The sequence below is a fragment of the Exiguobacterium sp. s36 genome (genome assembly GCF_018618345.1).
Classification (GTDB): Bacteria; Bacillota; Bacilli; order Exiguobacteriales; family Exiguobacteriaceae; genus Exiguobacterium; species Exiguobacterium chiriqhucha.
Genome location: NZ_JACSLW010000007.1, coordinates 23700 through 48926, shown reverse-complemented (window position 1 = coordinate 48926; position 25227 = coordinate 23700). Strand labels below are relative to the sequence as shown.

Here is a 25227-nt window from a genome sequence, read left to right as displayed (position 1 = left end):
ACTAAATCGTGAAGTGCTATTTTGTAAGTGGCGAGTTTCCATTCATTCAGGTATTTTTGAAACAGGAAGAATCATCATCAGAAAAAGAAGCGACCGAAACGAAATTAGGAGGAATCGACTTTATGTTCAAAGCGTATCAGTTCCACATTCAACTTCTCGACAGCCCAACACCGGTCTGGCGCCGCTTTAGCATCCCGGCCGAGACGAACTTCAAACGGCTCCATGACGCGATTCAAATCGTTATGTGGTGGGACGACTCTCACTTGGCAAAGTTTGAAAATGATTTACGAAAGCCGACGTTCCGGTTCGTCTTATCTTCAGATGAAGCCGAGGAGCATAAGGCTCGGTTGTCTTACTTCAAGTCTAAGTCGCAATTACAAGCATTCGAACAACAGATTTATGAAATGTATCGGCAATTATCCATTCGCCAGATGAAGAACGTAAAATTGCCGACCGTCATCGAGTCGAATCCGAAACTTTACTATACGTATGACTACGGGGACGACTGGAAGCATGAACTGACGTTAGAGAAAGTCATCGACGACTATCCGTATCCATATCCGATGGTGACAGAATGGGAAGGGGAGACGCCATTCGAAGACGTGGGCGGGATGACTGGAAATCAGATGATTCAAGACATCCTAAACGATTCGTCTCATCCGCAACACGAGGAGTATGTGGAAGCGTCTAAAGAAGTACAATTCTATCAAAAGGATAAAATCAATTTCCTATTGCAAGAATATGTGACTGTGAAGAGAGTGAAATGAGAAAAGCGGCTAATGTCGCTTTTTTTGATGAAGAACTATAAAATTAAGTTCAACACTTCAAAATGAACACAATAAAGCCCATAACGATGGCCTCGTTTAGAATGAAGTTATCACACAAACATTCAGAAGGGGTAATCGCTATGAGCCAGATCCATATTATTACACTGAAAGGGTGAAAACAGAGAACTACCTGGAACTTGGAATGTCTATCTGGCCCATCGAGAAATGTTCAGGCGTTGAGAGCTAGACACCGTCGTCTTCGGATGTTGCAAGGTGTGCCGAAAAATACACTTTTGTTTCAAAAGTTCAAATCCATGTAAATATTTTTAAAAGGATTATTATTTGATTGAATTTGAGGAGATAGTTCGATAAACACACTATTACCTTGATTCATTAGTTCAAATCCTTGTTCAATAAGGGCAATGTCAAAACTTCTCACACCATTAAAACTATCTCGAGCCCCTTTTGCAATTTTTTCAGATGCACGCTCCAGTTTACTATGAAAAGGTTCCTCGCTTCTCGGAGGGAAGATGTTAAGTATTTCTTGATGATTTTCTTCGATTGAAAGAACTTGTGCTTCTAAAGCGTTATTCAAATCTTCATTTAAAAACATATCTAAAGATCCGTGTATGCCGTCATAAGTTTCGGACATAGCTGTCAAATCTGATGAGTATTTATCTACGACTGGAACAAGTTTCAACTGGTAGGATTCTAACTCGATTTCTTCTTCAGTTTTTTTAGGTTCAGTTTCGTATTCTTTATCTCCTATAACACTCGCTTGTAATGTTTTTAGTGGATGTTGAAATGGTTCGATCAAAAATATTGAAACAACCAATAATGTAAATAATATACCAATACCCATGAAAATACGTTTAATCCACTTATACATGAAATCAACTCCAATCATTATATGGTTATATTATACACTAATTTACATATATCTCGTTCTGGAAATTAATGAGTTAATTTTATTTCTTTCTTTTTTTGACTGATTAAGTTCTCTATAAAAAAAGACAATCTTCTCGCACAATGAGAGAAGATTGTCATTTCGACTAGGTGTATTAGTTAATTCGCTTTTTTGAGTTCTGATTCTTCTTCCTTGAAGTCGAGCTTGCGTACATCGACTCGTTTTACGAAAAATGCCAGTACAAGCGCAAGTAGGTTCATCCCAAGTGCGACATAGAACGAAACTTGAATCCCTGACAGTAACGCTTGTTGCGTCAACGCGCCCATCGCACTTTCGGTGAGTGTCGCTGGGTCGACGCCGGTCATGAGTGATTCGGCTTCTGTCTTCGTCACCGAGTTCATGATGGTGACGAGTACTGCCGTCCCAATCGCACCGGATACTTGTTGGGCCGTGTTGTTGATGGCCGTTCCGTGCGGGTTGAGGCTCGTCGGCAACTGGTTGAGACCGTTAGTCATGATCGGCATCATGACCATCGACATCCCGAACATGCGGAGCGTGTACGTCGTCACGATGTACGTGTACGTCGAATCGAGTTGAACGTTAGCGAGCATATACGTCGAAATCGCTGTGATGGTGAGACCTGTGATCGAGAGCAACTTCGGTCCGAACTTATCGAACAGTTTCCCCGTAATCGGTGACATAATCCCCATGATGATGGCACCCGGTAACAGCATGAGCCCAGAGTCGAGCGGCGAGATGCCGCGGACGCTTTGCACGTAAGCCGGTGTCAAAATCATGCCGGAGAACATGGCGACGGCGTTGACGATTGCGATGATGGAAGCGAGTGCGAACATCGGGTATTTATACGCCCGAAGGTCGAGCAGCGGTTTCTCCATGTTGAGTTGACGGATGACGAAGGCGATTAACGCGACGAATCCGACAATCATCGTCGTCAAGACAATCGGGTTGTCCCAGCCATCCGAACTCGCCGAGCTGACACCGTACAAGACGCCACCAAAACCGAGCGTCGATAAGACGAGTGACAAATAGTCGAGCGATTGATCTTTATTCTGGACCATGACGTTCTCAGCTTTCCAAATGGCGAGACCGAGACCGATGATAGCGAGCGGGAGAATCATCTCAAACAAAACGCGCCAGTCGTAATACTCGACAATGTAACCTGAAAGCGTCGGTCCAATGGCTGGTGCAGAAATCATGACGAGACCGAAAATCCCCATCGCCGTTCCACGTTTTTCACGCGGGAAACTGACGAGCATGACGTTCATGAGGAGTGGCCCCATCGTCGAGGCACCGACCGCTTGAATCATCCGACCGGCGAGCAAGATGCCGAAGTTCGGTGAAAACGCGGCGATGGCCGTCCCGACAGCGAAAATCGCCATCGAGGTGATGAAGAGGCTTCGGTTCGAGAACCGGGTGATCAAGTAGGCCGATGCTGGGACGAGCACACCCGTCACGAGCATGAAGCCGGTCGCGAGCCATTGGACGGTCGAGTAGTCGGCAATCTCCAAATCGACCATGATCGATGGGAGTGCGACGTTAAGTAACGAGTTGTTGAGGAAGGCGATGAACGCCCCGGCAAAGAGGACCGCGAGCATGAGATACGGCGGTTTCTTTTGGAATTCTGGTTTCATACGAGTTGCTCCTTTATGTTCTGAATAGTTATATACTAGTAAGTGTCGATGTAGTGATTTTATACCCGTCGTATAAATAAATCAACCATTTTGTACTATCAGTTCAAAATGATATACTGAATCTATAAATGAAACAGAACGGAGCAGGAAATGATATGAAAGATAAGAAACGAAAAGTCGCCGATGTCGCCATGAACCTCTTCATTGAGAACGGGGTGCAACAGACGTCGGTCCAAGAAATCATTGAACGGGCGAACATCTCGAAAGGGACGTTCTACAATTACTTCGCCTCGAAGACGGACTGTGTCGCCAATATCCTTGAGAACTTGCGCTATGACGCCGGCCAGCGCCGCATCGAGATGCAGATGGGGCGGGACAAGCGTGACAAGGACGTCTTTATCGAGCAGATTTCCATCCTCATTCAATTAAATGAAGAGCGGAACCTCCACGCCTTATTTGAGTCGATCATGTCGGCGAATGAGCCCGAGCTGAAGAAGCTCGTCTTGCAGCACCGTGTTTATGAGATCGAGTGGCTCGCCATGCGCTTGACCGAGATTATCGGTGAGGAGATTCGTCCGTACTCGGTCGAGTTGACCGTGCTCTTCAATGGGATGTTGCAACACATCTTGTTCACGCTCCGCATCACGAACACGGCCTATTCGATTCAGAAACTGATTCGTAACTTATACGCCTACGTCGAGCTGATGGCGGCCCGTATGGTCGAGACGAACGAGCATATTTTAAATCCGGTCACGGTCGATCAGATGCGTGGTACGACCGATAAAAACCTCGTCACAAAAGACGAACTGATTGAGATGGCGGAACGGATTCGCGCACACGTCAAGATGACCGAAGAACAAGCGGATTTGTTTGAGGCGATCACATATGAGTTGCATCAAGACCGGCTTCGTAAAATTGTCATCGAGCAATTGCTCAAGCCGTTCCAACGTCTGTTCAAAGGTGTGACGGGGGAGACGGAAGTTCAGAAATTTACGAATCTCGTTTGGCTGTATACACGGACACACTAACGACAAAAAAAGATTGGTTGCTGTAATATAGAAGAAACACGGTACGAAAATAAATCTCAAAATATTCCACGAAAAAGAATTGATTCCTACAAATTCATGCGCTACAATCAAATTACCGAAAGCGCTTTCGGGAAGAGGAGAATGACATGGGTACGATTTATGATTTAGCAAAAATAACCGGCTTTTCGATTACGACCGTCTCCAAAGCGTTGAACAACTACAAGGACGTCAGCGAAAAGACGAGAGCCAAAATATTACAAGCCGCGGCTGAGATGGACTATCTGCCGAACGCGCACGCGCAGTCGTTATCGACGAAGAAGTCGTGGGCGATCGGGGTCATGTTCTCAGAAGCGAATGAAGTCGGAATGAAACATCCGTTCTTTAACGGCATCATCGAAAGTTTCCGTCACGCGACCGAGGAGCACGGCTATGATTTGATTTTCGCCTCGCGTAACCTTCGCAATCGTGACATGAGTTACCTCGAGCACTTCAAACATCGAGCGGTCGACGGCATCGTCGTCATTTGCTCGGACCGGATGGACGAACAAGTACAAGAACTCATGCAAAGCGACATCCCGATCGTCGTGGTCGACATGGACAGCGCCAACTGTAGCGTCGTCTACTCGGACAATACGGAAGGTGCCCGCATGGCTGTGAACTACTTGTATGAGTTAGGCCATCGCCACATCGCTCACATCGCCGGAGATTCGTCGATTGACGCTGGGGCGGCCCGGGTGAAAGGGTACGAGCTCGCCATGCAAACGCTCGACTTGCCGATTCAGCCAGGATACTTGGTCAACGCCGGGTTCTTCTCGGTCGAAGAAGGCAAGCAGGCGATGGAGAAGTTGTTACAATTGGCGTCACCGCCGACGGCTGTCTTTGTGGCAGGCGATCAAATGGCAATCGGGGCAATCGAAGCCGTCCATGAACACGGTCTCCGGGTCCCGGAAGACATCTCGATTATCGGCTACGATGACATCGAGATGATCAAGTACATCACGCCGAAACTGACGACAATCCGGCAAGACACGGACGAAATTGGAGAGGCGGCGGCCGAGCTGCTCATCGAGCAGATGACAGCCAAAGAACGACGGACTGAACGTCGCGTCATCCCGGTCACATTGATTGAACGGGCATCGTGCGCGCCAGTCAAAAAGTAAACAAGTCACAATGATGTTTCGAAGTCGCTCTGTTCGCTTCAGCGGAATGGAGAGAAGAGAGCGATTTCGAAAATCATTCACCCCAAATCGAAACCGCTTTCGATATTTTATTTCGACTCTTTCGAAAGCGCTTTCGACAATTATTTACCTCTTCTTGTAAACGCTTTCTCAAAAACACTTATAAAGGATGGTTCACACATGCGTAAAAAATTAGTTAGCTTACTCTCTATCGGAGCACTATCAGTCGGTGTCTTGGGCGCATGCTCAAATGACGAAGGGTCTTCAGAATCGTCAAACGGCAAAGACGACGTACTTAAAGTTTGGTCGTTCACGGATGAGCTCAAAGAACCAATCAAAACATACGAAGAGAAGAACGGCGTCAAGGTCGAATTGACAATCGTTCCAATCGCGGACTATCCGACAAAACTTAAGCCGGCACTTGAAAGCGGCGTTGGGGCACCGGACGTCTTCACAGGCGAAATCGCGTTCCTCAAGCAATGGGTTGACGCAGGCTACTGGGAAAACCTTTCAGACGAGCCTTACAACGTCAATGAAATCTCAGACGACTATATTCCTTACGTCTTCGACCTCGGGAAAGACAAAGATGGCAACGTGCGCGCTCTCTCATGGCAAACGACACCAGGTGGCGTCTACTACAAACGTAGCTTAGCGAAAGAAGTCCTCGGTACGGACGATCCGACTGAAATCGGCAACATGATGAGCTCGATGGACGGCGTTTTCGAAGTTGCTGAGAAGATGAAGCAAAAAGGCTACAAAATGTTCCCAGACGAAGGCGCGATCCGTTGGTTCTCACAAGGCGCGAACCCAGAAGCATGGGTAAACGACAAGAACGAACTCGTGTTGACAGAAGACAAAATCAACTACATGGACTACGCGAAAGAACTTCGTGAGAAACAATACACGGCGCTCGCTCCAGAATGGTCACCATCTTGGTTCGAAGGCATGTCGAAGCCGATCAAAGTTAAAGAAGGCGGCAAAGAGACAGAGACACAAGTCTTCTCTTACGTCCTCCCAACATGGGGTCTTCACAGCGTCTTGAAAGACAGCGCGAAAGACACAGCCGGTGACTGGGCAGTCACGAACGGTCCAAGCCCGTACTTCTGGGGCGGCACATGGCTCGGCGTTTATGAAGGATCGAAAAACAAAGAAGCTGCTTATGATTTCGTTAAGCTCATGACACAAGACGAAGAGTTCTTGACTGGCTGGGCTGAAGAGACAGGCGACGTCCTCGCTTACAAACCAGTTACCGACAAAATCAAAGACGACTTCAGCGATGAGTTCCTCGGCGGACAGAACAACTATGACTTCTTCCTCGACCAAGCGGATGAAATCACACCAGGAATCGTCACGAAATACGACCAACAGCTCGACACGCTCTACGGCGCTTCAGTCCTTCAGTACGTAGAAGGTAAGAAGTCGAAAGAAGAAGCAATCGAAGAGTTCAAAAAACAAGCGAAGAACGCTTACCCAGACATTACAGTTGACTGAAGCAAGCTAACCCGTGGGGGGATTTCCCCCCTTAAGGGTTGCTATGGAAGGAGTAACACGACGTGAAAAAACTAGACCGTTACGGCTATGCGTTTATTGCCCCATTTTGGGTCGTCTTTTTGACATTCAGTATCTACCCGGTCTTCTTGACCCTGTACTACAGTTTCACCAACTATACCGGCAGCCAAGGAGAAGAGGTCGTCGGCTTTGCGAACTACACGCGCCTGTTGACAGACACATACTTCATCGAGGCGTTCGTCAATACGATCAAGATTTGGGGAATAAACTTTGTCTTGCAAATCGGTCTCGCACTGGCTCTCGCGCTCTTGTTCTCTGATTTACGTTTGAAATTGAAGGGCCTCGCGTTCTTCCGTTCATTCTTCTATCTTCCTAACTTGATCACAATCAGTTCGGTCGCGCTCTTGTTCGGAATCTTGCTCGACTGGCAGCATGGATCACTCAACATGATGCTCTTGAAACTCGGTATCATCTCTGACCCGATCAATTGGTTATCGCAACCGGTGACGGCACAACTGTCCGTCTCACTCATTTTGACATGGATGTGGTTCGGTCACTCGTTCATCATCGTCATGGCCGGTGTATCGGGGATTTCACAAGATTTCTTCGAAGCCGCCCATATCGATGGCGCGAACCGTTGGCAGATGTTCACGAACGTCACGGTCCCATTACTCAAACCGATTCTTTTGTACATCATGATCACATCGCTCATCGGTGGTCTTCAACTGTTCGATCTTCCGCTCTTATTGACGGATGGAATCGGCGCACCAGATGGCTCACTGAACACGATGGTTCTCTACTTGTACAACCAAGCATTCAAGTATAACAACTATGGCTATGCGGCAGCGGTCGCTTACGGCTTGTTCTTGATTACACTCGTCTTCTCGGCGATCGTCTTCAAAGGGATGTTCCGTAAAGAACGCGCTGCGCAGAAGGGAGCATAAGCAATGGAACAAAATGCAGAATCACGGCGTATGCTCGCCGACAGCGAAGTCCAGCCGCCGCGCGAGGAGAAACCGCTTCGCGTGCTACCGCCAAGTAAGAAACCGAAAAAGAAATGGTTCAGCCGTGGCTTGATTTACACGGGCTTGATTATCTTGACGATTGTCTGCTTCATCCCGTTCTTGATGATGCTCGTCAACGCGACGCGGACGAACGGTGAAATCATGTCTGGTTTCTCGCTCATCCCCGGATCGGCACTCGTCGACAACTATGCGATTTTGAGCGACTATATCAACATTTGGACCGGCTTCAAAAACAGTTTGATCGTCGCGGTGCTCGTGACGTTGCTCTCTGGTTATTTCTCAGCGATGACTGCATTTGGATTCGCCTTCTACAACTTCAAAGGGAAAAACGTGATGTTCATCTTCATGCTTGTCATGATGATGGTCCCAGGGCAACTCGGACTTATCGGGTTCTACGAGATTTCGAAAACGCTCGGAATTCTCGATTCGTTCATCCCGTTGATCATCCCGTCAATCGCCAGTCCGTTCGTTGTCTTCTTCATCCGTCAGTACACGCAAGCGACGCTGCACGTCAGTATGATTGAAGCGGCGCGCATCGATGGAGCGAGCGAACTGCGCATCTTCCATACGATTGCGCTCCCGATGATGATGCCGGCCGTTGCGACGATGTCGATCTTCACGTTCATCGGCTCATGGAACAACTACTTGATGCCGCTCGTGCTCTTGTTCTCACCAGAGAAATACACATTGCCGGTACTCATGGGCTTCTTGAAAGGTTCACAAGTCGCCGAGAATCTCGGTGCCCTTTACCTCGGTATCGCCATCTCGGTCGTACCGATCATGATCGCCTTCTTGTTCTTGTCGAAATACATCGTCAGCAGTATCTCGGCTGGTGCGGTCAAAGAATAACTAGAGAGAAAAGAGGAATTGACTATGCAGTTTAACAAAGACTTCGTCTTCGGGACCGCGACTTCGTCGTATCAGATTGAAGGCGCGCATAACGAAGACGGGCGCACCCCGTCGATTTGGGACATGTTCTGTGACATCGACGGACGTGTGTTCGAGAAGCATAATGGTGATGTCGCGTGCGACCACTACCACCGCTTCGAAGAAGACATCCAGCACATCAAACAGCTCGGTGTCGACACGTACCGCTTCTCAATCGCTTGGCCGCGTATTTTCCCTGCAAAGGGGGAGTTCAATCCGGCTGGGATGGCGTTCTACAAGACACTTGCGACACGTCTCCGTAAGGAAGGCATCAAGCCGGCCGTCACGCTCTACCACTGGGATCTCCCGATGTGGGCACATGAAGAAGGTGGCTGGGTGAACCGCGACTCGGTCGACTGGTTCCTCGACTACGCCAAAGTGTGCTTCGATGAGCTCGACGGCATCGTCGACTCGTGGATCACGCACAACGAGCCATGGTGTGCCGGCTTCCTCGGCTACCATCTCGGTGTTCACGCACCGGGACATCGTGACATGAACGAAGCGGTTCGCGCCGTGCACCATATGTTGCTCTCGCACGGGAAAGCGGTCGAACTGTTGAAACAAGAGTTGAAGTCGACGACGCCAATCGGCATCACGCTCAACTTGTCACCGGTCTATGCGAAGACGGACTCGGTGAATGACCGACTCGCACAAAACAACTCGGACGGTTACTCGAATCGCTGGTTCCTCGATCCAGTGTTCAAAGGTCAATATCCGGTCGATATGATGAACTTGTTCGCGAAATATGTTCACACGTACGATTTCATCAAACCAGGTGACATGGAGACGATTTCGACAGAGTGCGACTTCTTCGGCATCAACTTCTACAGCCGCGGACTCGTTGAGTTCAGCGCGGCGAACGACTTCATGACGGTGGCTGCGTACTCCGATTACGACAAGACGGGCATGGGCTGGGATATCGCCCCGAACGAATTCAAAGACCTGATCCGTCGCTTACGTAACGAGTACACAGACCTTCCAATCATCATCACAGAGAACGGCGCGGCTTACGACGACGTGCTTGAGAACGGCGAAGTCCATGACGTGAAACGCATCGACTACGTTAAAAAGCACCTCACAGCCGTATCCGACTTGAACGCCGAAGGCATGAACATCGCCGGATATTATCTCTGGTCGCTCATGGACAACTTCGAATGGAGCTTCGGTTATGAGAAACGCTTCGGCATTCTCTACATCGACTTCGACACGCAAGAGCGCGTCTGGAAAGACAGCGCGAAATGGTACGCTGGAGTCATCGGCGATCATAAAGCCAAACACGCGGATAGCGTCGAGGCGTAAGATGGATCCATCCCTGCCGCTACAGGGATGGATTTTTTGTGTGGAACGTATTCGGTCAGGGAACGTATAGAAGAGGACAACAAATGAAAGGGGCCGTTCAAATGAAACGCGAGTATGCGACGTACGAAGTGACAGGGTATGACGACAAAGGGAAAATCAAGTTCATCCATTTGAAGGAAGGTGAGTTTATCCTGCCGGTCGAGATTAAAGGAGACGACTTGACGAAAATCAAAAAGATGATGGAGCTCAACCCAGGAGTGACGGTCATCGTCCACGCAGCGGTGGATCAGAAACGGATGCGTTTGCAGGAGATTGACGGTTATTCGCTCAGGAAGGACGGATAACGATGCCCATCGCTAAATTGATGTCGCGTGACGAGTCATGTGATATGACGATCGAGAGCTATGCGTATGCCTATCCGGACGCCGACAACATCCATGATGCGGCCTGGCATCGTAATTGGGTCGGGCTCCATACGCCGGACCATCGCATCACGTTCGATGACGTCATGCTCGACAGTCTGCTCGTGGCTCACTACATACCAATGTTCGAGTCATTCGTAGCGGGCGACGTATCCGAAGTTGAGTTTGAGCCGACCGAACCGTTCGTCAGCTTGAAGGTGACGAGAAGGGACGGGGATGGGGATGAGGTCATGGTAAAGGGATATCTCGAACATCCGCTTGAAGGAGAGTCTGAGGAGCTTGCGTTCACGTTTGAGACGTCTGTGAGCAATGTGACGCGTTTTTTGGAAGGGTTACATGCCATCGCCGACGCGTACCCGATTCGTGATCTGTAATCGAAAGCAGCCAGCGCTACGAATAGGCTGGCTGCTTGTTAATGAATGATTTCTTTTCTAGCTTGAACGCCAGCTGCGAACAGAAAGACGACTCCTAGTACGAACGGGACGACAGACTCTAGAGCGATGCCGGCGAGGAACGAGGCGCTCATCAATAAGCAGAACGTGACCGTATAATTTCGTTTCATCTATGTACCAACTCTCATACTCATTTTCCTAAATATAACAGCCCTTCTCATCGCTGAGAAGGGCTGTCGTTATTTGCTTAGGCTGACGCTTTGTCTGCGTCTTCTTGTGCTTTCAACTCTTCGCCGTACGAGACGCGGTCTTGCATGCGGACGAACGGGAGGTAGACGGCTACGGCCATCGCAATCGTAACGATTTGCAAGAGCGCTGCACGCCATCCGCCGATTAAGAAACCAGAGATGATCGGTGGTGTTGTCCATGGCACTTGAAGTGCGTTGAACGGGTCGACCCAGCCCCAAAGGATTGAGAAGTACACCATGAACGATGCGATGGCAGGAACGATAACGAACGGTACGAACATGATCGGGTTGAACACGATCGGCATCCCGAAGATGACCGGCTCGTTGATGTTGAAGAGACTTGGTGCAAGCGAGAGCTTACCGAGTTGCTTCAAGTGAGCCGAACGGGCGACGATGAGTGTCGCGATGATGAAACCGATTGTGATTCCTGATCCACCGAGCTTCGTGAAGACGTCGAGGAACTGGATGGTAACGATTTTCGCGTTCTCACCGGCAACGAGTGTTTCACCCGCATCGATGAGTGCTTGGTTTTGAAGCGCGTTTGCTGTAAGGAGTGGTCCCATAATCCCCATGAGGATGGCAGCACCGTGAATTCCACACCACCACATGACTGACATGAGCACCATGATGATAACGGCTCCAGCAAGTGTGTCTGTCAAGTTTTGAAGTGGTGCTTGAAGCACGTCATAGACGACTTCTGTGAACGTACGATCTGCAACCGCTTGGAAAATCGCGAATGTCGCGACCGCCAGTGTGATAATCGCAAGACCAGGAACGAGTGCTGAGAATGAGTTCGATACGCCTGGTGGAACACCGTCAGGCATTTTGATGCTGATGCCGCGTTTGATGAACTGCGAATAAATGAATCCAACGACCAATCCGACGACGATGGCAGCGAGGACACCTTGTCCACCTGTCCATACTTTCGGGATGACTCCGCCGACTGTTTCTCCACCTTCAGAGAGGACAGACGCTTGCGTGATGATCAAGAACGAGATGATTCCGAGGATACCAGCTGGTACACCTTCGATTTTTTCGTTTTTAACATACGAGTAAGCGATTCCGAATACACCGATTAAAGCGAGAATATCGAACGTCGCACCGACGACTTGCGTGAGTGGAAGCGTCCAATCGGCTCCGAACAATCCTGACATGAAGTCAGCCCAACCTGGAATTGGGAGAGCAAGAATGAGCAAGAACAATGATCCGATGATTGTCATCGGCATCGTCAGGATGAACCCGTCCTTAATAGCAAGGACGGGCTTGGCGTTCGCGAAACGAACGAACCCTGGCGTGAATTTTTCAAATACGGTTTCTAAGCGGCTCATGGGGAACCTCCTTATAGGTTTTCAGCGCGAGTAGCGATAATGTCTTTGTACCAGTAGAACGATTTTTTCTTCTTACGAGCAAGCCCGTTGGCGTGGTCAACATAGATGAAGCCATACTGCTTCTTATATCCGTTGAGCCAGCTGAGAAGATCGATGGCCGACCAAGCGTAGTAACCTGCGACGTTGACACCCTGTTCGACAGCGTGTTTCACGGCGCGGATATGACCTTCGATGTATTCGATGCGAGCGTCGTCGACGATTTCTCCGTCTACGATCGGGTCGACATCACCGAGACCGTTCTCTGTGATGTAGATTTTCACATCGCCGTAACGATCTTTGAGCATGTGCATGCCGTCAAGGAACGCTTCCGGTGAGATTTCCCAAGCCCATTTCGTGTAGACTTTGTCATCCATCATGACCGTCTTGTAGACGCCATCGAATGATGGGTTACCCGGGCGGCCTGTCGAGTTCTCGCGGCCACCGGCCATGACGAGCGCCGAGTCATTTTTCATGACGCGTTGCGGGCTGTAGTAGTTGAGGCCGATGAAGTCGTTCATCGAAGCCGTGCGCTTCAAGAGGTCGAGCTCTTCGTCTGTCATTTCAGGGAGAAGCCCTTGCTCCTCGAGTCCTTTCACCACGTACGCTGGGTATTCACCTTTCAAGATCGGATCATAGAACCAATGCGTCGAGTAAGCGTTCGCGTGCATTTCAGCGAACTTGTTCTCTTCGGCGTCATCGATGCTGAAAGCCGGGTTGAACACGTGTGTGATTCCGATTTCGCCAACGTATCCGTTTTGTTTGAACAACTCGACGGCACGAGCGTGAGCGACGAAGACGTGGTGTGTTGTTTGGAAGTAACCTTTGACGTCGCCTTCGATGCCGGGCGGGTGTGCCCCAGTCAAGTAGCCGAGCGAGCAGAAGATGACCGCTTCGTTGAACGTGATCCAGTGACGGACACGGTCGCCGAACGATTGGAAGCAAGTATCGGCGAAACGGACGAATGCGTCAACCGTCTCTGGATTTTTCCAGCCGCCTTTTTCTTCAAGCGCTTGCGGGAGGTCCCAGTGGTAGAGTGTCACGAACGGGACGATGTTGTGCTTCAAGCACTCGTCAATCAAGTTGTTGTAAAACTCGAGTCCTTTTTCGTTCACTTCACCTGTGCCGTTCGGGAAGACACGCGGCCATGAGATCGAGAAACGGTATGATTCGAGTCCCATCTCCGCCATGAGTGCGATGTCTTCTTTATAACGGTGGTAATGGTCGACTGCGACGTCGCCGTTCGTATCTTCAAATGTTTTTCCAGGAATTTTCGAGAAGACGTCCCAGTTTGAGAGTCCTTTCCCGTCCTCGTTCCATGCACCTTCGACTTGGTAAGAAGCCGATGCGGCGCCGAACAAGAAATTGTTTGGCATTTTCAAAGTGGTCACCTCAGTTTATTTATTTGCGAGTTTTAACGCGTGGTCTAATACTTTCGTTCCGTTCATCATGCCGTAGTCGACTGTGTTGATGACGTCGATTGGAACGCCTTTAGGCTCACAGATTTGTTTGCCTTTCGCGAGCAAGTATTTGACTTGTGGTCCGAGAAGCGCGACGTCGAGGTTGTCCACGTACGTTTCCATTTCTGATTCTGGGTAAGCAGCGATTTCAGCCTCAAGGCCTCGTTCAGCGGCAACCGCTTTCATTTTTTCTACTAACATACTTGTTGACATACCTGCTGCACAGAAGAGTCCGATTTTCATCATTTTTGATCCATTCCTTTCAATTGGTTGATTTCGTTTTGCATGTTCATCATATAGCCGAGCATCTCTTTGACGAGGATTGTGTTCATTAAGTGGTCTTGCGCGTGCACCATGAGGACGCCGACCGTAGCCGTTTTCCCTTGTGCTTCGAGTGTGACGAATTTCGTCTGGATGGCGTGTGCTTCTTTCAATGTCGCATCTCCAGCTTTGACCGCTTCAGCCGCTTCCTCTGCTTTGCCTTCTTGCATCAATAGCATCGCGCGATGGTAGCTCGCCTTAGCGTCGCCTGAAAGAGCGATTAAACCGAAAATATCTTCGGGTGTAATTTCGATTGTTTCAGAAACCATAGTATCTCTCCTTTTTGTATGGATAACCAAAATTCATAGGTACAAATTCTACAAATTGATATTATCACGATACCGCTTACATGTAAACCCTTTCTTTTATAAAATATACGAACGAAAAAAACGCACACGAGAACAATCTCTCGAGTGCGTTTAGGACTTGATGTTAGAGACTTTGAGCATCTTAACATGGCGGAAATGATGTGTCGAGCGCGATACGTCGAAGATTTGACCATTCGTCAAATAGACGGTGTTGTCGACGAGAAGGGCCGGGTCATTTTCATTTAATCCAAGTAGCTCAGCATCTGCTGCGTTCAAAAAATCGGCGTAAATGACACGGTCGGCAAAGCCGATGGCGAGCTTTTGGTCGTTGCGGAAGTAGTTGTAGATCGACTTCTCCGTGATGTTCCGGTCGAGATAGACGACGAGGTCTTTTCGGAAATACGAGTCCTCGACCGAAAACGGATGGTCATCGACGAGACGGAGACGTTTGACGTAATAGACGGGTGTCCCGACGTTGCACTTCATCCGTTCAGCGACTTCATCGTTCGCTGTCGTCAATTCAAAATCAAGCACGCGCGTCTCGACTTTTCGTCCACTGAAGTCGCTCGTGAGACCTTGCAACTTCTCGAGGTTCACGTAATCGCTCATATAATGGTCACGGACGAAGACGCCGCTCCCTTGCACTTGATAGACGTAGCCTTTGTTGACGAGAATCTCGATTGCTTTTCGGACCGTGTTGCGGCTGACGCCGTACTTGGTGGCGTATTCGTCCTCGGTGAGGAGCTTGTTCGTATGTTGATAGACGTGATTCATAATATCCGTCTCAATCTGTTCGGCGACTTGTTTATACTTTGGGGACATCAGGCTCTGCACCTTTCACATGAAAATTTGTAGGTATGAATACGCTATCAGTATATCAGAAATTATATATGGGTGGAGGACAATCCTTCGGCAATTGTTGAAAAACGTCGAACGATTGTACAGAGAATCATTGAAATCTGCGAAACGAATTCAAAAGGGTTTCGTATAAAAATAGAGAAGAGTGAGGAGGAGAAGGTCATGGCACAATCAGTTCGGATGGAACGGGAACGAGAATGGAAGCGACGACATACACGCATCGGTTACGCTTTATTGGGGGTGGTCATTCTGGCGTTCGCTCTGATGTTCTTTGGACGGGCAACGTGGATCACCGTCCCGCTCGGTCTTGTCGGCGTCGCCCTGCTCGTTTCAGACGTCGCAAAATATCGGATGAGACGGTCGTTTTTGTTCGAGTCCGCCGCACAAAAAATGCTCCGTTGGCAGTTAGGATACGACACCGTGAATACGAGCGTACTCATCATCATGGTCGGCGGGCTATTGATTTTCAGTCAAGATAACATCTATTGGGCGTTCGCGGTCGTCATCTGGGGAATCATTGCCGAAGTCGTGTCGCGCCGCTTGAACCGGGCGCTACAAGCCCATGATCCAATCTTGCGCGCCCTTGAATTGGAGGAAGCGCGATGAGAGAACGCATTGAGCAGGAACGGGCGTGGTTTCGTTCGTTCCATCAACTCATCTTTGGGATTGTCGGTGTATTCTTGATTGTCGTCCTTCCAGTTATAGCATGGACGGATCATCTGTTTTGGGGAATTCTCTATATCGGACTAGCGCTCGTTCCCGTCAATGTTATGTATATTCGACGGTCCCGGATGCGGCGGACATTGAATCCGAAATTGTCGCATCTCTATCGCCGACAGGTCGGAAGTGACTGCTTCAATACGATTGCCTTCTTTATCGCTTTAAATGGTGGTGAGTTGTTTGAGTCGAACGTTCTGTATCTAGGTGGGCTGCTCATGCTTATAGTAGCAGGGTTGTTGACGATACGAATCGAAAAGCGGATGAAAGAAGAGGATGTGTGGCTTCCTACATACGAACAGCTTAGGGGGTGAGCGGATGGAATATTCTATTCAAAAAGAAGTCCAATCGATTAAACGAATTCAACGCTTTGGGGGCGCGGTTCTGGGCATCTACATTCTATTAATGATTGTTGCGCTTCTATTCGAAAAGATGTTATTGATTCCTTTAATGTGGACCATCGCCGTGTTCCTTATTTTCATGGGGCATAAACAATACCGTCTCCTTCGCTATGTCTCGACGCACTCAAAAAGCTTACAGTGGCTAAAGGTCGAATATGCGGACACTTGGATTAGCGCGATGTTGATGGGAACGTTTATGACGACCTTTCTCACAACGGAGTCGCTTGGATTTGGGATTGGACTTCTATTTGGGATTTGGGGTTTAACTGAAAATCATCGGAAACGATTCATTGAACGTCAGTTGAAAAAGCATGATCCTCATGCACCGACGTATGAAGAATTGATGGAAAGGATGAGCTAAATGGAACTGTCACCACAATCAAAACAACAGATTGATACGATTCTCCGGTTTGAGAAGTGGACGAGTTGGGGCTTCGGCATCCTGGTCGTTTCTGCGGTCGTTGGGATGTTAATTTACGCATCGTACTGGGACATGCCCGAGTCATTTATCCTTGTGCTCTTAGTGTCGGTTTTCGCCCTGATGATTAGCATCGAAACGACTCGATTTCTCATGTGGCGTCGGTTCGTGAAAAATGGACAGGCACGGAAATTGCTTACGCTCCGGTATACGATTTATTTGATTGGGGTTAGCGCAATCGGATACTACGGGATTGTCGTATTCTATGAGACGCCACAACCGCAATCATTTCAGGCGTTCTTGTTGTCGCAAGCCTTTTTCTGGGGAGCTGCCTTTTTCGGGAAGTGGCTCGATCGCATCATCCAAAAGCATGACGGCCATTATTTGACGGGGGAGGATTTAAAACTGATTCGGGAAGCGCGCGACATCGAGAAGGAGCAAGGTCATGGATAAACGGAGCCAAATGCGTGAATTGACGGCGTTCGACCAGAGAAAGCATTCTACACAAGTGTTCTTGTCAGCGGTGTTGGCCGCACTTCTATTTTTCTCATTACAGTATAATTGGCTCTCACCAATGACAGTCATATTTCTCAGCATCGCAGCGGGTCTTCCCGATTTTCGCAAGATGTGGCAACGTGAGAATATTAAAAAACAATTTTTGAAGTCGGATGCAGCAAAGCGGCTCATCCATCTTAACTCCATCTTTGGACTCGTGACGCTACCATTCTTCCTAGTGTGGATTTACGCATTGCTCACGGATTGGATTTCACTTCAAGCGTTCGCTTTGATTGGGCTAGGAGCTTACATGCTCGCCATTCTTGAGCATCGTCTTTATGAGCGGCATATGGCTCGACTCGACGAGCACTACGTCACGGAAGCCGAATTGCGAGAAGAACAAAAGTGGGGGAGCGCTTAGGCGCTTCCTCTTATATGTTAAGGAGGATAATGATGAATCGGAAAGTATGGATCATTTCAGGTCCGGCTGGTGTCGGAAAGTCGACGACGGCGAGATGGCTCGCTCAAAGCATGGAGAAGAGTGCATACGTGTCGGGGGATGACATCAGTCATATGGCAGTCTCTGGTCGTGAAAGGCCTTGGGAATCAGAGCGGGCAAACGATTTGGTTTGGAAGAATATCGTCGCGTTGACTGATAATTTTCTTGAGGCAGGGTATGACGTCGTCGTGGACTGGGTCGCCTTTTGGCAAGACGTGAAGCGTTACACGGCTCACTGGATTGAACAAGGTGTCGAAGTGCGCTACGTCATCTTATGGGCGGAGCAAGACGTTCACGTCCAACGTGATCAACACCGGCCGAGCGATGCGCAGATGGGCGAGCGGGTCATCATATTGCGGAACGAGTTTCTAAGCTCGGGTGCACCGGACCGTTACTATTTAGACAACACGGTCGGTGAGTTGAGCGAAATGATTCAACAGCTTCAAGAAAGCGAACAATTCGTGCTGACAGATTTGCAACAGAGTGGAGCCAGTACATGAGGATTGCGACGTTCAACCTCTGGAACAATCCGACATTATGGTCGAAGCGGATCGAGTCCATCTGTGCCACAGTGAAGATGATTGACGCCGATGTGCTGGCGCTTCAAGAAGTCAAAACGCATGTGGAAGGGGAGCAAGGCATCAGTGTAGCCGAGCAGATCGCCCACGAAACGGGCTATCCGTTTTGCGTATTTCTCGCCTATCCGGACTCACCCGATGAAGGGCTCGCTGTCTTAAGTCACATTCCGCTCGAGACAAATGATGCGATTTGGCAACACGAGGTAGAAGAAGCGAACTACTGTGCGATGCGGGTGACGTTTCAAGCAGGAGGTCACGCGTTCGGATTGACGAACGTCCATCTGAATTGGCGGTCGCCGGTCATTCGGGAAGCGCAAGTGCGAGCGGTTCGCGAGTGGATCGGTGGGGGAGAACGTTTCGAGTTGCTATGTGGTGACTTCAATGACAATCCGCAGTCGGAAATCTATCGTGATTTGACCGCACATCGTTGGATCGATGTCGCCACATGTCATCGTGGTGGGGATGAGCCGACGCTGGATTATGGACACAATCCGTATTTGAAGCAGGATTCTTTGCAGAAACAACCAGCACGCTACGATTGGATGTTATTGCGTCACGACGAAGGAAACGTCCCGCTCATCTCGAGCGTGGACGTGTTTGGGAAGACGTCCGATTCAATCACCGACATGCTGCCGAGTGATCACTATGGAGTCTTACTAGATCTCGACATCTCTTAAAAAAGGGGGAACGCTTAGTCGCTTCCCCCTTTTTCATTTGAACGTGCGGATGACGAAGTAGAGACAAATGAGGAACGGGATCAAGAACATACTTCCGATCCACTCGCCTTGACCGAATAGGAGCCAGGCGAAGAGCTGGAATGACAAGACGCCGCCGGCAGCAAGTCCAGCAAAACGATACGCTTTCGGGCGAAGCGACGGGTCATCCCACCATTCTTTAAAGAACGGGAAGCTGAACAAGAGCGCGAGCGCCAAGAAAAAGGCGGCCGGAAACACAAGAAAATCCCCAACTTCACTCTGTCCTTCGATTTGCAGCCATTTGGATGCGGTCGATAAGATGATACCGATGACGAGAAAGACGATATTCATAGCCATTCCTCCACTCCATCTAATAGATACTTCCATCATGCCCGAACGAGCTCGCCGGGACAAGCCTGTTCAAAAAAGTAGCTTTTTAGTGAAAGTGGTGACTTTTACATGAACAGTAAAAAAGTATCGGATTTTGTTGTGACATAAACACTTTCGGATTCAATCGAGACCGGCTAGCATGAAAGGGTATCTGGAGAAACGGCCAGCTATGAAGGGAAAAGCGCCAGAACTCTTCGGAGTTGACGAGGTTGGGGGTTATCGAGTTTTCGGCGGATGCCTCCTAGTCGCCTGTCACGACTACAAGTGTTCTTTTAAAACGTTCGGGTGACCGGACGGACAACGAGGAACACGTTGACAGCACTCTAAAAAGCCCGTTTCCTTTTTCGAGAAATCGAATCGATGAGGAGAATTGTTATGTGTGGAATTGTAGGAATGATTGGTCAAGTCGGAACGAAAGAGATTTTATTAAAAGGGTTGGAGAAGCTCGAGTATCGAGGCTACGACTCAGCCGGAATCGCGCTCGTCGGTGATGATGTCCATGTATTCAAAGAAGTCGGTCGCATCGCTGCACTTCGTGACATCGTACCGGTCGAAGCGGAAGGCGCCATCGGCATCGGCCACACACGTTGGGCGACACACGGCGTGCCGAGCGTCCCGAACGCCCACCCGCACCAGAGCACGACGGGCCGCTTCACGCTCGTCCACAACGGTGTCATCGAGAACGACGAGCAGATCAAGGCGACGCTCGACGTCCCGTTCCTCTCGGAGACGGACACAGAAGTCATCGTCCAGTTGATGGAGAAGAACTTCGTCGAACTCGGCGACGTCGAGGCGGCGTTCCGCAAGACGTTGTCTGAGCTCCACGGCTCGTACGCGATCGCGATGATCGACTCAGAGGACAAAGAGCGCCTCTACATCGGTAAGAACAAGTCACCACTCCTCGTCGGACTCGGCGACGGCACGTTCAACGTCGTGGCGTCTGACGCGATGGCGATGCTCCAAGTGACGGACCAGTACCTCGAGCTCCACGACGGCGAGATCGTCATCTTGACGCGCGAATCGGCGACGATCAAGACACTCGACGGCGAGGTCCTCGAACGTGCCCCGTACACGGCCGAGATCGATGCGTCAGACATCGAGAAAGGCACGTACGCGCACTACATGTTGAAAGAGATGGACGAGCAACCGGCCGTCATCCGCAACATCATCCAGCACTACCAGAACGACGCCGGTGACATCGAGCTCACGGAAGGCGTGCGCTCGCTCGTCTCGGAAGCGGACCGCATCTATATCGTCGCTTGTGGCACGAGTTATAACGCTGGGCTCGTTGGAAAAGACATCCTTGAGCGAATTGCCGGCATTCCGACCGAGGTCCACGTCTCGTCAGAGTTCGGCTACAATATGCCGCTCTTAAGTTCACGTCCGCTCTTCGTCTTCTTGTCACAGTCTGGAGAGACGGCTGACAGCCGGGCCGTCCTCGTCGAAGTGAAGAAGCGCGGCTACAAGGCGCTCACGATGACGAACGTGCCAGGGTCGACGCTCTCACGTGAAGCGAACGAGACGATGCTCCTCCACGCCGGCCCGGAAATTGCGGTCGCGTCGACGAAAGCATACACGGCCCAAATCGCCGTGCTCGCGATTCTTGCCTACGACATCGCTCGCGCGAACGGGAAAGACTTGCCGTTCGAGTTGATGCCGGAACTCGCGCGCGTCGCGACGATCATGGACTCGATCATGTCGCAAAAAGAACTGTTTGAAGATTTGTCGGACCGCTACTTGAAGACGACGCCGAACACATTCTTCATCGGACGTGGCCTCGATGCGTCGGTCTGTCTCGAAGGCGCGCTCAAAGTAAAAGAGATTTCGTATATCCAAGCGGAAGGCTACCCAGGTGGTGAGCTCAAACACGGTTCGATCGCCTTGATTGAAGACGGCACACCGGTCATCGCACTCATCTCGCAACCGAAGACGAACTTGAACATTCGCGGCAACGTCAAAGAAGTCGTCGCCCGTGGTGCGAACGCGTGTATCATTTCGATGCAAGGCGTCGAGCACGAGAACGATGAGTTCATCTTACCGCACGTCGAACCGATTCTCGCCCCGCTCATCACGGTGTTACCAGTTCAACTCATGGCGTATTATGCCGCGCTCGCACGTGGCTGTGACGTCGATAAGCCGCGTAACTTGGCGAAATCGGTGACGGTTGAATAATTTAAAAAAATAATGCTTACGAAGCAGGCCTCCAACTTGCTACACTATGACAATCAGTTTGTAGAGATATTGGTCATAGACCAAAAATATATGTCGCAAGATACGTCTACCCTCTGAAATCATATGTTGTATGGAGGCTTACTTATGTACCAAGAAGACCGATTACCTCAAAACCCTAAAGAAGGCGTCCTGTTCATGCTGATTATTTCGATTTTGTCCGTGAACACGATCGCGCCGATCATTGTCGGGATGGAACGTGGCTTTAGTGTCGCCCATTATATCGACACGCTCAAAATCATCCCGTTCGCCTGGATTGCGCTCATGATCTTGATTCGCTTCATCGTCAAACCGGCAGCCGGGATGCTATTCAAACGATTTGCCGGAGAAATGGATGGCTTTAACGCCCGAATCTTATTGAACATCGTGTTGAACGTCTCGCTGATCTCATTTTTCATGACGATCATCGGACCGTGGATCGGGATGGGGGAGATCAATTTTGATACGTTGCAACACTTCTTCCCGACGTGGTTCCGTAATTTTGGTATCGCGTTCTGGATTGAGTTATTGTTCGCCCAACCGATTGCCCGTGCCGTTATGAAGTCGATTTATGCACGGAATCGTCTGAAGGCCGCCTAACTTTAGACACAGCATCTTTCCGATTGAGGAAAGGTGCTTTTTACTGCTTGCCGATATCTTTGCCAACAAGCAAAATAGTAGGTGAAGTAAGCGGTTGCATCGTATGGTTAGATAAAGATAAGCGATGAAAGAAGGTCTGACATGAACGTATATATTGCCTGTCCATGCGGGTTCGTGACGAGCGCGATGGCGGCGAAGCTGTTTGCTGAAGCGTGTTCGGGAAAATTATCGTGTGTGATTCAACACGGCACGTATCGAGACATCCCGGAAGACGTGGATTGGATTATCTATCAAGCCGGGACTGAGACGGTCGATCATCCGACCGCGCACGTTCGCTCGGTCAGACACATGTTATCGCTCACGGAATATCGACAACTCGTCGAGGAATGGGTGAATGCATATGAAACATGAGTGGAGCGCCCGAGAGCGCTCGATTTTACTACATCTATTGGCAACGGAGACCTCGACCCCGCTCGCGGAAATCGCGCAAGCGGTCAATTTGTCTGAGCGGACGATTCAACGGGAACGTCAACTGCTCGAAGGAATCCTGCGCGAGTTCGAATTGGAACTCGCTTGGCAGCGCGGGCACGGCCTCAGTCTCATCGGTCGTTCCGATGCGAAGCAACAGTTGCGCGAAGACTTGATTTTGTCGGCCGAGGCGATTCCAACGGCGGAGGACCGCATCTTCGAGCTCGCCTGGAGGCTCCTGTTTGAAAAAGATACGCTTAAGCTGCAGGCGGTCGCGAAACAGATGCACGTGTCACCGAGCACGCTCACACAAGACCTTGAGAAACTCGATCGTTGGTTCGACGAGTATCACCTTGAAGTCGAGCGGAAGAAAGGGGTCGGCGCGCGGGTGCTCGGCCTCGAAGCCGAGAAGCGGAAGCTGATGATCAATGCGCTGCTCGCTCATTGGGACACGCTCGCGTTCTATCGCTTTGTCCGCGGGGAGGATGATTACATCCCGACCTTTTTGAAGACCGTCCCGTGTGACGTCATGCTCGAGGCGCTTCGTGACGGTTATGACTATTTGAAGGAACATCCGTATGAGCGGATGGACGACCGGACGATTATGCGGGTGACGTTCGCCTATGGCGTGCAACAAGCCCGTCTGGACGCTGGGTTCTTCCTCGAGATGTATACGAAAGGACGCTCGGACGATTACTTGAAAGTCGCGTTTGATATGGAGACGGCCCTCGGGACGCCGTTCTCGATGGCGGAGCGGGTCTGGTTCGCCGAGGAAGCGAATCGGCTCCGATCGTTGAAGGAACAGATGAAAGAAGATGAGGAAGAGCGTTGGGTCATGCAGATCCGTGTCCATAAACTCATCCATCACGTTTCACTGATCCACGGATTCGCCTTCACGGACGACGCCGCGCTCGAGAAAGGGCTGCTCGCCCATATCTTGTCGAGTATGAACACCCAAGCGCTCCCTGATACGGACACGGTTCGTCCGCACATCGACCGTGACTATCCGCATTTACGTTCGGCCATTCAACAAGCGGCCGATATCGTCTTCGGGACAAACACGTTCACGGAAGAAGAGACGGTGTTTTGGGCGATGCATTTCGCCGCCGCGCTCGTCAAACCGGTCCGGCGTCGGGAATATCGAGCCCTTGTCGTCTGTTCGGCGGGTCTAGGCTCTTCGAAGATGCTCGTCAACCGGGTCAAACAAGAGTTTCCAGAGATGCAGGACGTCGTCAACTCGTCGTTGTTCGGTCTCGAACAGCATCGACTCGACGACTATGACGTCATTTTGTCGACCGTGCCGTTGCCGCCGTTATCGGTGCCGACGCTCATCGTCAACCCGCTGTTGACGAACGAAGAAGTGCAACGCGTCCGCCACTTGCTGTTATCGCTCCCACAGTCGTTCCAGACGAAAGAGAAGAGCCACTCGACGATGCTCGACTTCAATGAACTCGGTGCTCTCGTCGAGACGTTCGAACGGATGGACCGGCAGTTCGATCTCGTCACGCTCGATAATAGCGACCGACTGGAAGACATTTTGCTCGATATTGGGACGCATCTAGAAGAACGTGGACTCGTCCAAAGCGGTATCCAGTTATCGGCCCAACTGCTCCGGCGTCACGAAGTGGCCGGGCTCGGGATTCCGGGCACGAAACTGGCCTTGTTCCATGGACGTCACGCCTCGATCGAACGGGCAAGCGTGTTTGCTTTCGACTTGAATCAATCGATCCCGCTCCTCATGATGGACCAATCGACCGAGCCGGTATCCCGTCTGCTCGTCTTGCTCGCACCGGAAGAGGCAGAGGACGTCGAACTCCAGTTCCTCAGTGCCGTCAGTGGATCATTGATTGAGAGCGAACAACATATGAACTTATACAGTAACGGTTCAAAGAAAGAACTGCGTCTCTTGCTTCATGAATGTATGAAGAAAATGATTCAAGACACGTTGCACGAGAAATGACCCGCCGTGGTCATTTTTTTATTTGGCAGAGAATGTTGCCAAAGTGTGAACTGGATTGAATTGAGAAAGCGCTTACGCTGAGACTACAATACGAGTGTAGAGCACAAACCGGTTAGCTACACTACAACAATCT

The 25227-nt window shown here is 50.0% G+C and carries 29 protein-coding genes; 20 read left to right on the top strand and 9 right to left on the bottom strand.

The annotated features are described in order from the left end of the window. Positions 1–122 precede the first annotated feature (122 nt). Positions 123–767, top strand: a complete 645-nt coding sequence (locus KNP95_RS13225) for a plasmid pRiA4b ORF-3 family protein (protein ID WP_214803520.1) — start codon at positions 123–125, stop codon at positions 765–767. A gap of 298 nt (positions 768–1065) precedes the next feature. On the opposite strand, the gene KNP95_RS13220 is transcribed toward KNP95_RS13225, so the two are convergent. Beyond that, positions 1066–1656 (bottom strand): hypothetical protein, encoded by a 591-nt coding sequence (locus KNP95_RS13220; RefSeq protein ID WP_214837677.1) that lies wholly within the window; start codon positions 1654–1656, stop codon positions 1066–1068. A gap of 176 nt (positions 1657–1832) precedes the next feature. Continuing rightward, complete coding sequence (locus tag KNP95_RS13215; RefSeq protein WP_214756888.1) at positions 1833–3326, bottom strand: DHA2 family efflux MFS transporter permease subunit; 1494 nt, start codon at positions 3324–3326, stop codon at positions 1833–1835. Between the two features lie 155 nt (positions 3327–3481). Between KNP95_RS13215 and KNP95_RS13210 the strand changes: the two genes are divergently transcribed. From KNP95_RS13210 to KNP95_RS13175, 8 genes are all read left to right on the top strand, one after another. Further along, the gene (locus KNP95_RS13210; protein WP_021065313.1) at positions 3482–4354 is read left to right on the top strand and encodes a TetR/AcrR family transcriptional regulator; all 873 of its coding nucleotides are present in this window, start codon (positions 3482–3484) and stop codon (positions 4352–4354) included. A gap of 146 nt (positions 4355–4500) precedes the next feature. After that, on the top strand, positions 4501–5514 hold the full coding sequence (locus KNP95_RS13205; RefSeq protein ID WP_058765645.1) for a LacI family DNA-binding transcriptional regulator: 1014 nt from the start codon (positions 4501–4503) through the stop codon (positions 5512–5514). A gap of 198 nt (positions 5515–5712) precedes the next feature. Next, on the top strand, positions 5713–7023 hold the full coding sequence (locus KNP95_RS13200) for an ABC transporter substrate-binding protein (protein ID WP_029596151.1): 1311 nt from the start codon (positions 5713–5715) through the stop codon (positions 7021–7023). A 62-nt stretch (positions 7024–7085) separates the two neighbouring features. Then, a complete protein-coding gene (locus tag KNP95_RS13195) occupies positions 7086–7985 on the top strand; it encodes a carbohydrate ABC transporter permease (RefSeq protein WP_214837674.1) in 900 nt (299 codons plus the stop codon). 3 nt (positions 7986–7988) lie between these two features. Next, positions 7989–8915 carry a carbohydrate ABC transporter permease gene (locus KNP95_RS13190; RefSeq protein ID WP_021065309.1) on the top strand — a complete coding sequence of 309 codons (927 nt, stop codon included), beginning with the start codon at positions 7989–7991 and terminating at the stop codon, positions 8913–8915. Positions 8916–8939: 24 nt separating this feature from the next. Then, positions 8940–10292: a GH1 family beta-glucosidase gene (locus tag KNP95_RS13185; protein WP_214837672.1), complete on the top strand. Its 1353-nt coding sequence runs from the start codon at positions 8940–8942 to the stop codon at positions 10290–10292. Between the two features lie 101 nt (positions 10293–10393). Then, positions 10394–10636, top strand: coding sequence for a hypothetical protein (locus KNP95_RS13180; protein WP_144060641.1), 243 nt, complete (start codon positions 10394–10396; stop codon positions 10634–10636). Between the two features lie 2 nt (positions 10637–10638). Then, a complete protein-coding gene (locus KNP95_RS13175) occupies positions 10639–11088 on the top strand; it encodes a WapI family immunity protein (protein WP_214837670.1) in 450 nt (149 codons plus the stop codon). A gap of 38 nt (positions 11089–11126) precedes the next feature. Here KNP95_RS13175 and KNP95_RS13170 read toward each other — a convergent pair whose 3' ends face one another. The 6 genes from KNP95_RS13170 to KNP95_RS13145 all read right to left on the bottom strand — a co-directional run bounded on the left by KNP95_RS13170 (position 11127) and on the right by KNP95_RS13145 (position 15629). After that, on the bottom strand, positions 11127–11276 hold the full coding sequence (locus tag KNP95_RS13170; RefSeq protein WP_158570788.1) for a hypothetical protein: 150 nt from the start codon (positions 11274–11276) through the stop codon (positions 11127–11129). Positions 11277–11353: 77 nt separating this feature from the next. Then, entirely contained in the window at positions 11354–12682 is a 1329-nt protein-coding gene (locus tag KNP95_RS13165; RefSeq protein ID WP_214754629.1) for a PTS sugar transporter subunit IIC, read from the bottom strand. 11 nt (positions 12683–12693) lie between these two features. Beyond that, positions 12694–14100, bottom strand: coding sequence for a GH1 family beta-glucosidase (locus KNP95_RS13160; RefSeq protein ID WP_058765650.1), 1407 nt, complete (start codon positions 14098–14100; stop codon positions 12694–12696). A gap of 15 nt (positions 14101–14115) precedes the next feature. Then, entirely contained in the window at positions 14116–14424 is a 309-nt protein-coding gene (locus tag KNP95_RS13155; RefSeq protein WP_021065302.1) for a PTS sugar transporter subunit IIB, read from the bottom strand. Continuing rightward, complete coding sequence (locus KNP95_RS13150) at positions 14421–14768, bottom strand: PTS lactose/cellobiose transporter subunit IIA (RefSeq protein ID WP_214837667.1); 348 nt, start codon at positions 14766–14768, stop codon at positions 14421–14423. The genes KNP95_RS13155 and KNP95_RS13150 overlap by 4 nt, the downstream gene beginning before the upstream one ends. A gap of 150 nt (positions 14769–14918) precedes the next feature. After that, complete coding sequence (locus tag KNP95_RS13145) at positions 14919–15629, bottom strand: GntR family transcriptional regulator (RefSeq protein WP_021065300.1); 711 nt, start codon at positions 15627–15629, stop codon at positions 14919–14921. Between the two features lie 198 nt (positions 15630–15827). On the opposite strand from KNP95_RS13145, the gene KNP95_RS13140 reads away from it, so the two are divergent. Genes KNP95_RS13140 through KNP95_RS13110 form a run of 7 tightly spaced genes read left to right on the top strand, consistent with a single transcriptional unit; the run spans position 15828 to position 19450 of the window. Beyond that, positions 15828–16271, top strand: coding sequence for a hypothetical protein (locus KNP95_RS13140; protein WP_214837664.1), 444 nt, complete (start codon positions 15828–15830; stop codon positions 16269–16271). Continuing rightward, the gene (locus KNP95_RS13135) at positions 16268–16696 is read left to right on the top strand and encodes a hypothetical protein (RefSeq protein WP_214830677.1); all 429 of its coding nucleotides are present in this window, start codon (positions 16268–16270) and stop codon (positions 16694–16696) included. The genes KNP95_RS13140 and KNP95_RS13135 overlap by 4 nt, the downstream gene beginning before the upstream one ends. Positions 16697–16700: 4 nt before the next feature. Then, on the top strand, positions 16701–17144 hold the full coding sequence (locus tag KNP95_RS13130) for a hypothetical protein (RefSeq protein ID WP_214837661.1): 444 nt from the start codon (positions 16701–16703) through the stop codon (positions 17142–17144). Beyond that, positions 17145–17654, top strand: a complete 510-nt coding sequence (locus KNP95_RS13125) for a hypothetical protein (RefSeq protein ID WP_214803468.1) — start codon at positions 17145–17147, stop codon at positions 17652–17654. It begins immediately after the preceding gene. Beyond that, positions 17647–18117 (top strand): hypothetical protein, encoded by a 471-nt coding sequence (locus KNP95_RS13120; RefSeq protein ID WP_214837658.1) that lies wholly within the window; start codon positions 17647–17649, stop codon positions 18115–18117. The genes KNP95_RS13125 and KNP95_RS13120 overlap by 8 nt, the downstream gene beginning before the upstream one ends. Before the next feature lie 32 nt (positions 18118–18149). Next, complete coding sequence (locus tag KNP95_RS13115; RefSeq protein WP_251138562.1) at positions 18150–18695, top strand: P-loop nucleotide/nucleoside kinase family protein; 546 nt, start codon at positions 18150–18152, stop codon at positions 18693–18695. Next, entirely contained in the window at positions 18692–19450 is a 759-nt protein-coding gene (locus tag KNP95_RS13110; protein WP_214837653.1) for an endonuclease/exonuclease/phosphatase family protein, read from the top strand. Before KNP95_RS13115 ends, KNP95_RS13110 begins: the two co-directional genes overlap by 4 nt. 33 nt (positions 19451–19483) lie before the next feature. Here the strand turns inward: KNP95_RS13110 and KNP95_RS13105 are convergent, their stop codons facing one another. After that, positions 19484–19819 carry a hypothetical protein gene (locus KNP95_RS13105; RefSeq protein ID WP_021065292.1) on the bottom strand — a complete coding sequence of 112 codons (336 nt, stop codon included), beginning with the start codon at positions 19817–19819 and terminating at the stop codon, positions 19484–19486. Positions 19820–20233: 414 nt separating this feature from the next. On the opposite strand from KNP95_RS13105, the gene glmS reads away from it, so the two are divergent. The 4 genes from glmS (at position 20234) to KNP95_RS13085 (ending at position 25094) form a co-directional block, all read left to right on the top strand. Next, entirely contained in the window at positions 20234–22030 is a 1797-nt protein-coding gene (gene glmS, locus KNP95_RS13100; RefSeq protein ID WP_214837650.1) for a glutamine--fructose-6-phosphate transaminase (isomerizing), read from the top strand. Between the two features lie 144 nt (positions 22031–22174). After that, positions 22175–22666, top strand: a complete 492-nt coding sequence (locus KNP95_RS13095; RefSeq protein WP_214837647.1) for a DUF2798 domain-containing protein — start codon at positions 22175–22177, stop codon at positions 22664–22666. A gap of 141 nt (positions 22667–22807) precedes the next feature. Then, positions 22808–23077, top strand: a complete 270-nt coding sequence (locus KNP95_RS13090) for a PTS sugar transporter subunit IIB (RefSeq protein WP_021065180.1) — start codon at positions 22808–22810, stop codon at positions 23075–23077. Next, positions 23067–25094 carry a BglG family transcription antiterminator gene (locus tag KNP95_RS13085; RefSeq protein WP_158406021.1) on the top strand — a complete coding sequence of 676 codons (2028 nt, stop codon included), beginning with the start codon at positions 23067–23069 and terminating at the stop codon, positions 25092–25094. The genes KNP95_RS13090 and KNP95_RS13085 overlap by 11 nt, the downstream gene beginning before the upstream one ends. The last annotated feature ends 133 nt before the right edge of the window (positions 25095–25227 follow it).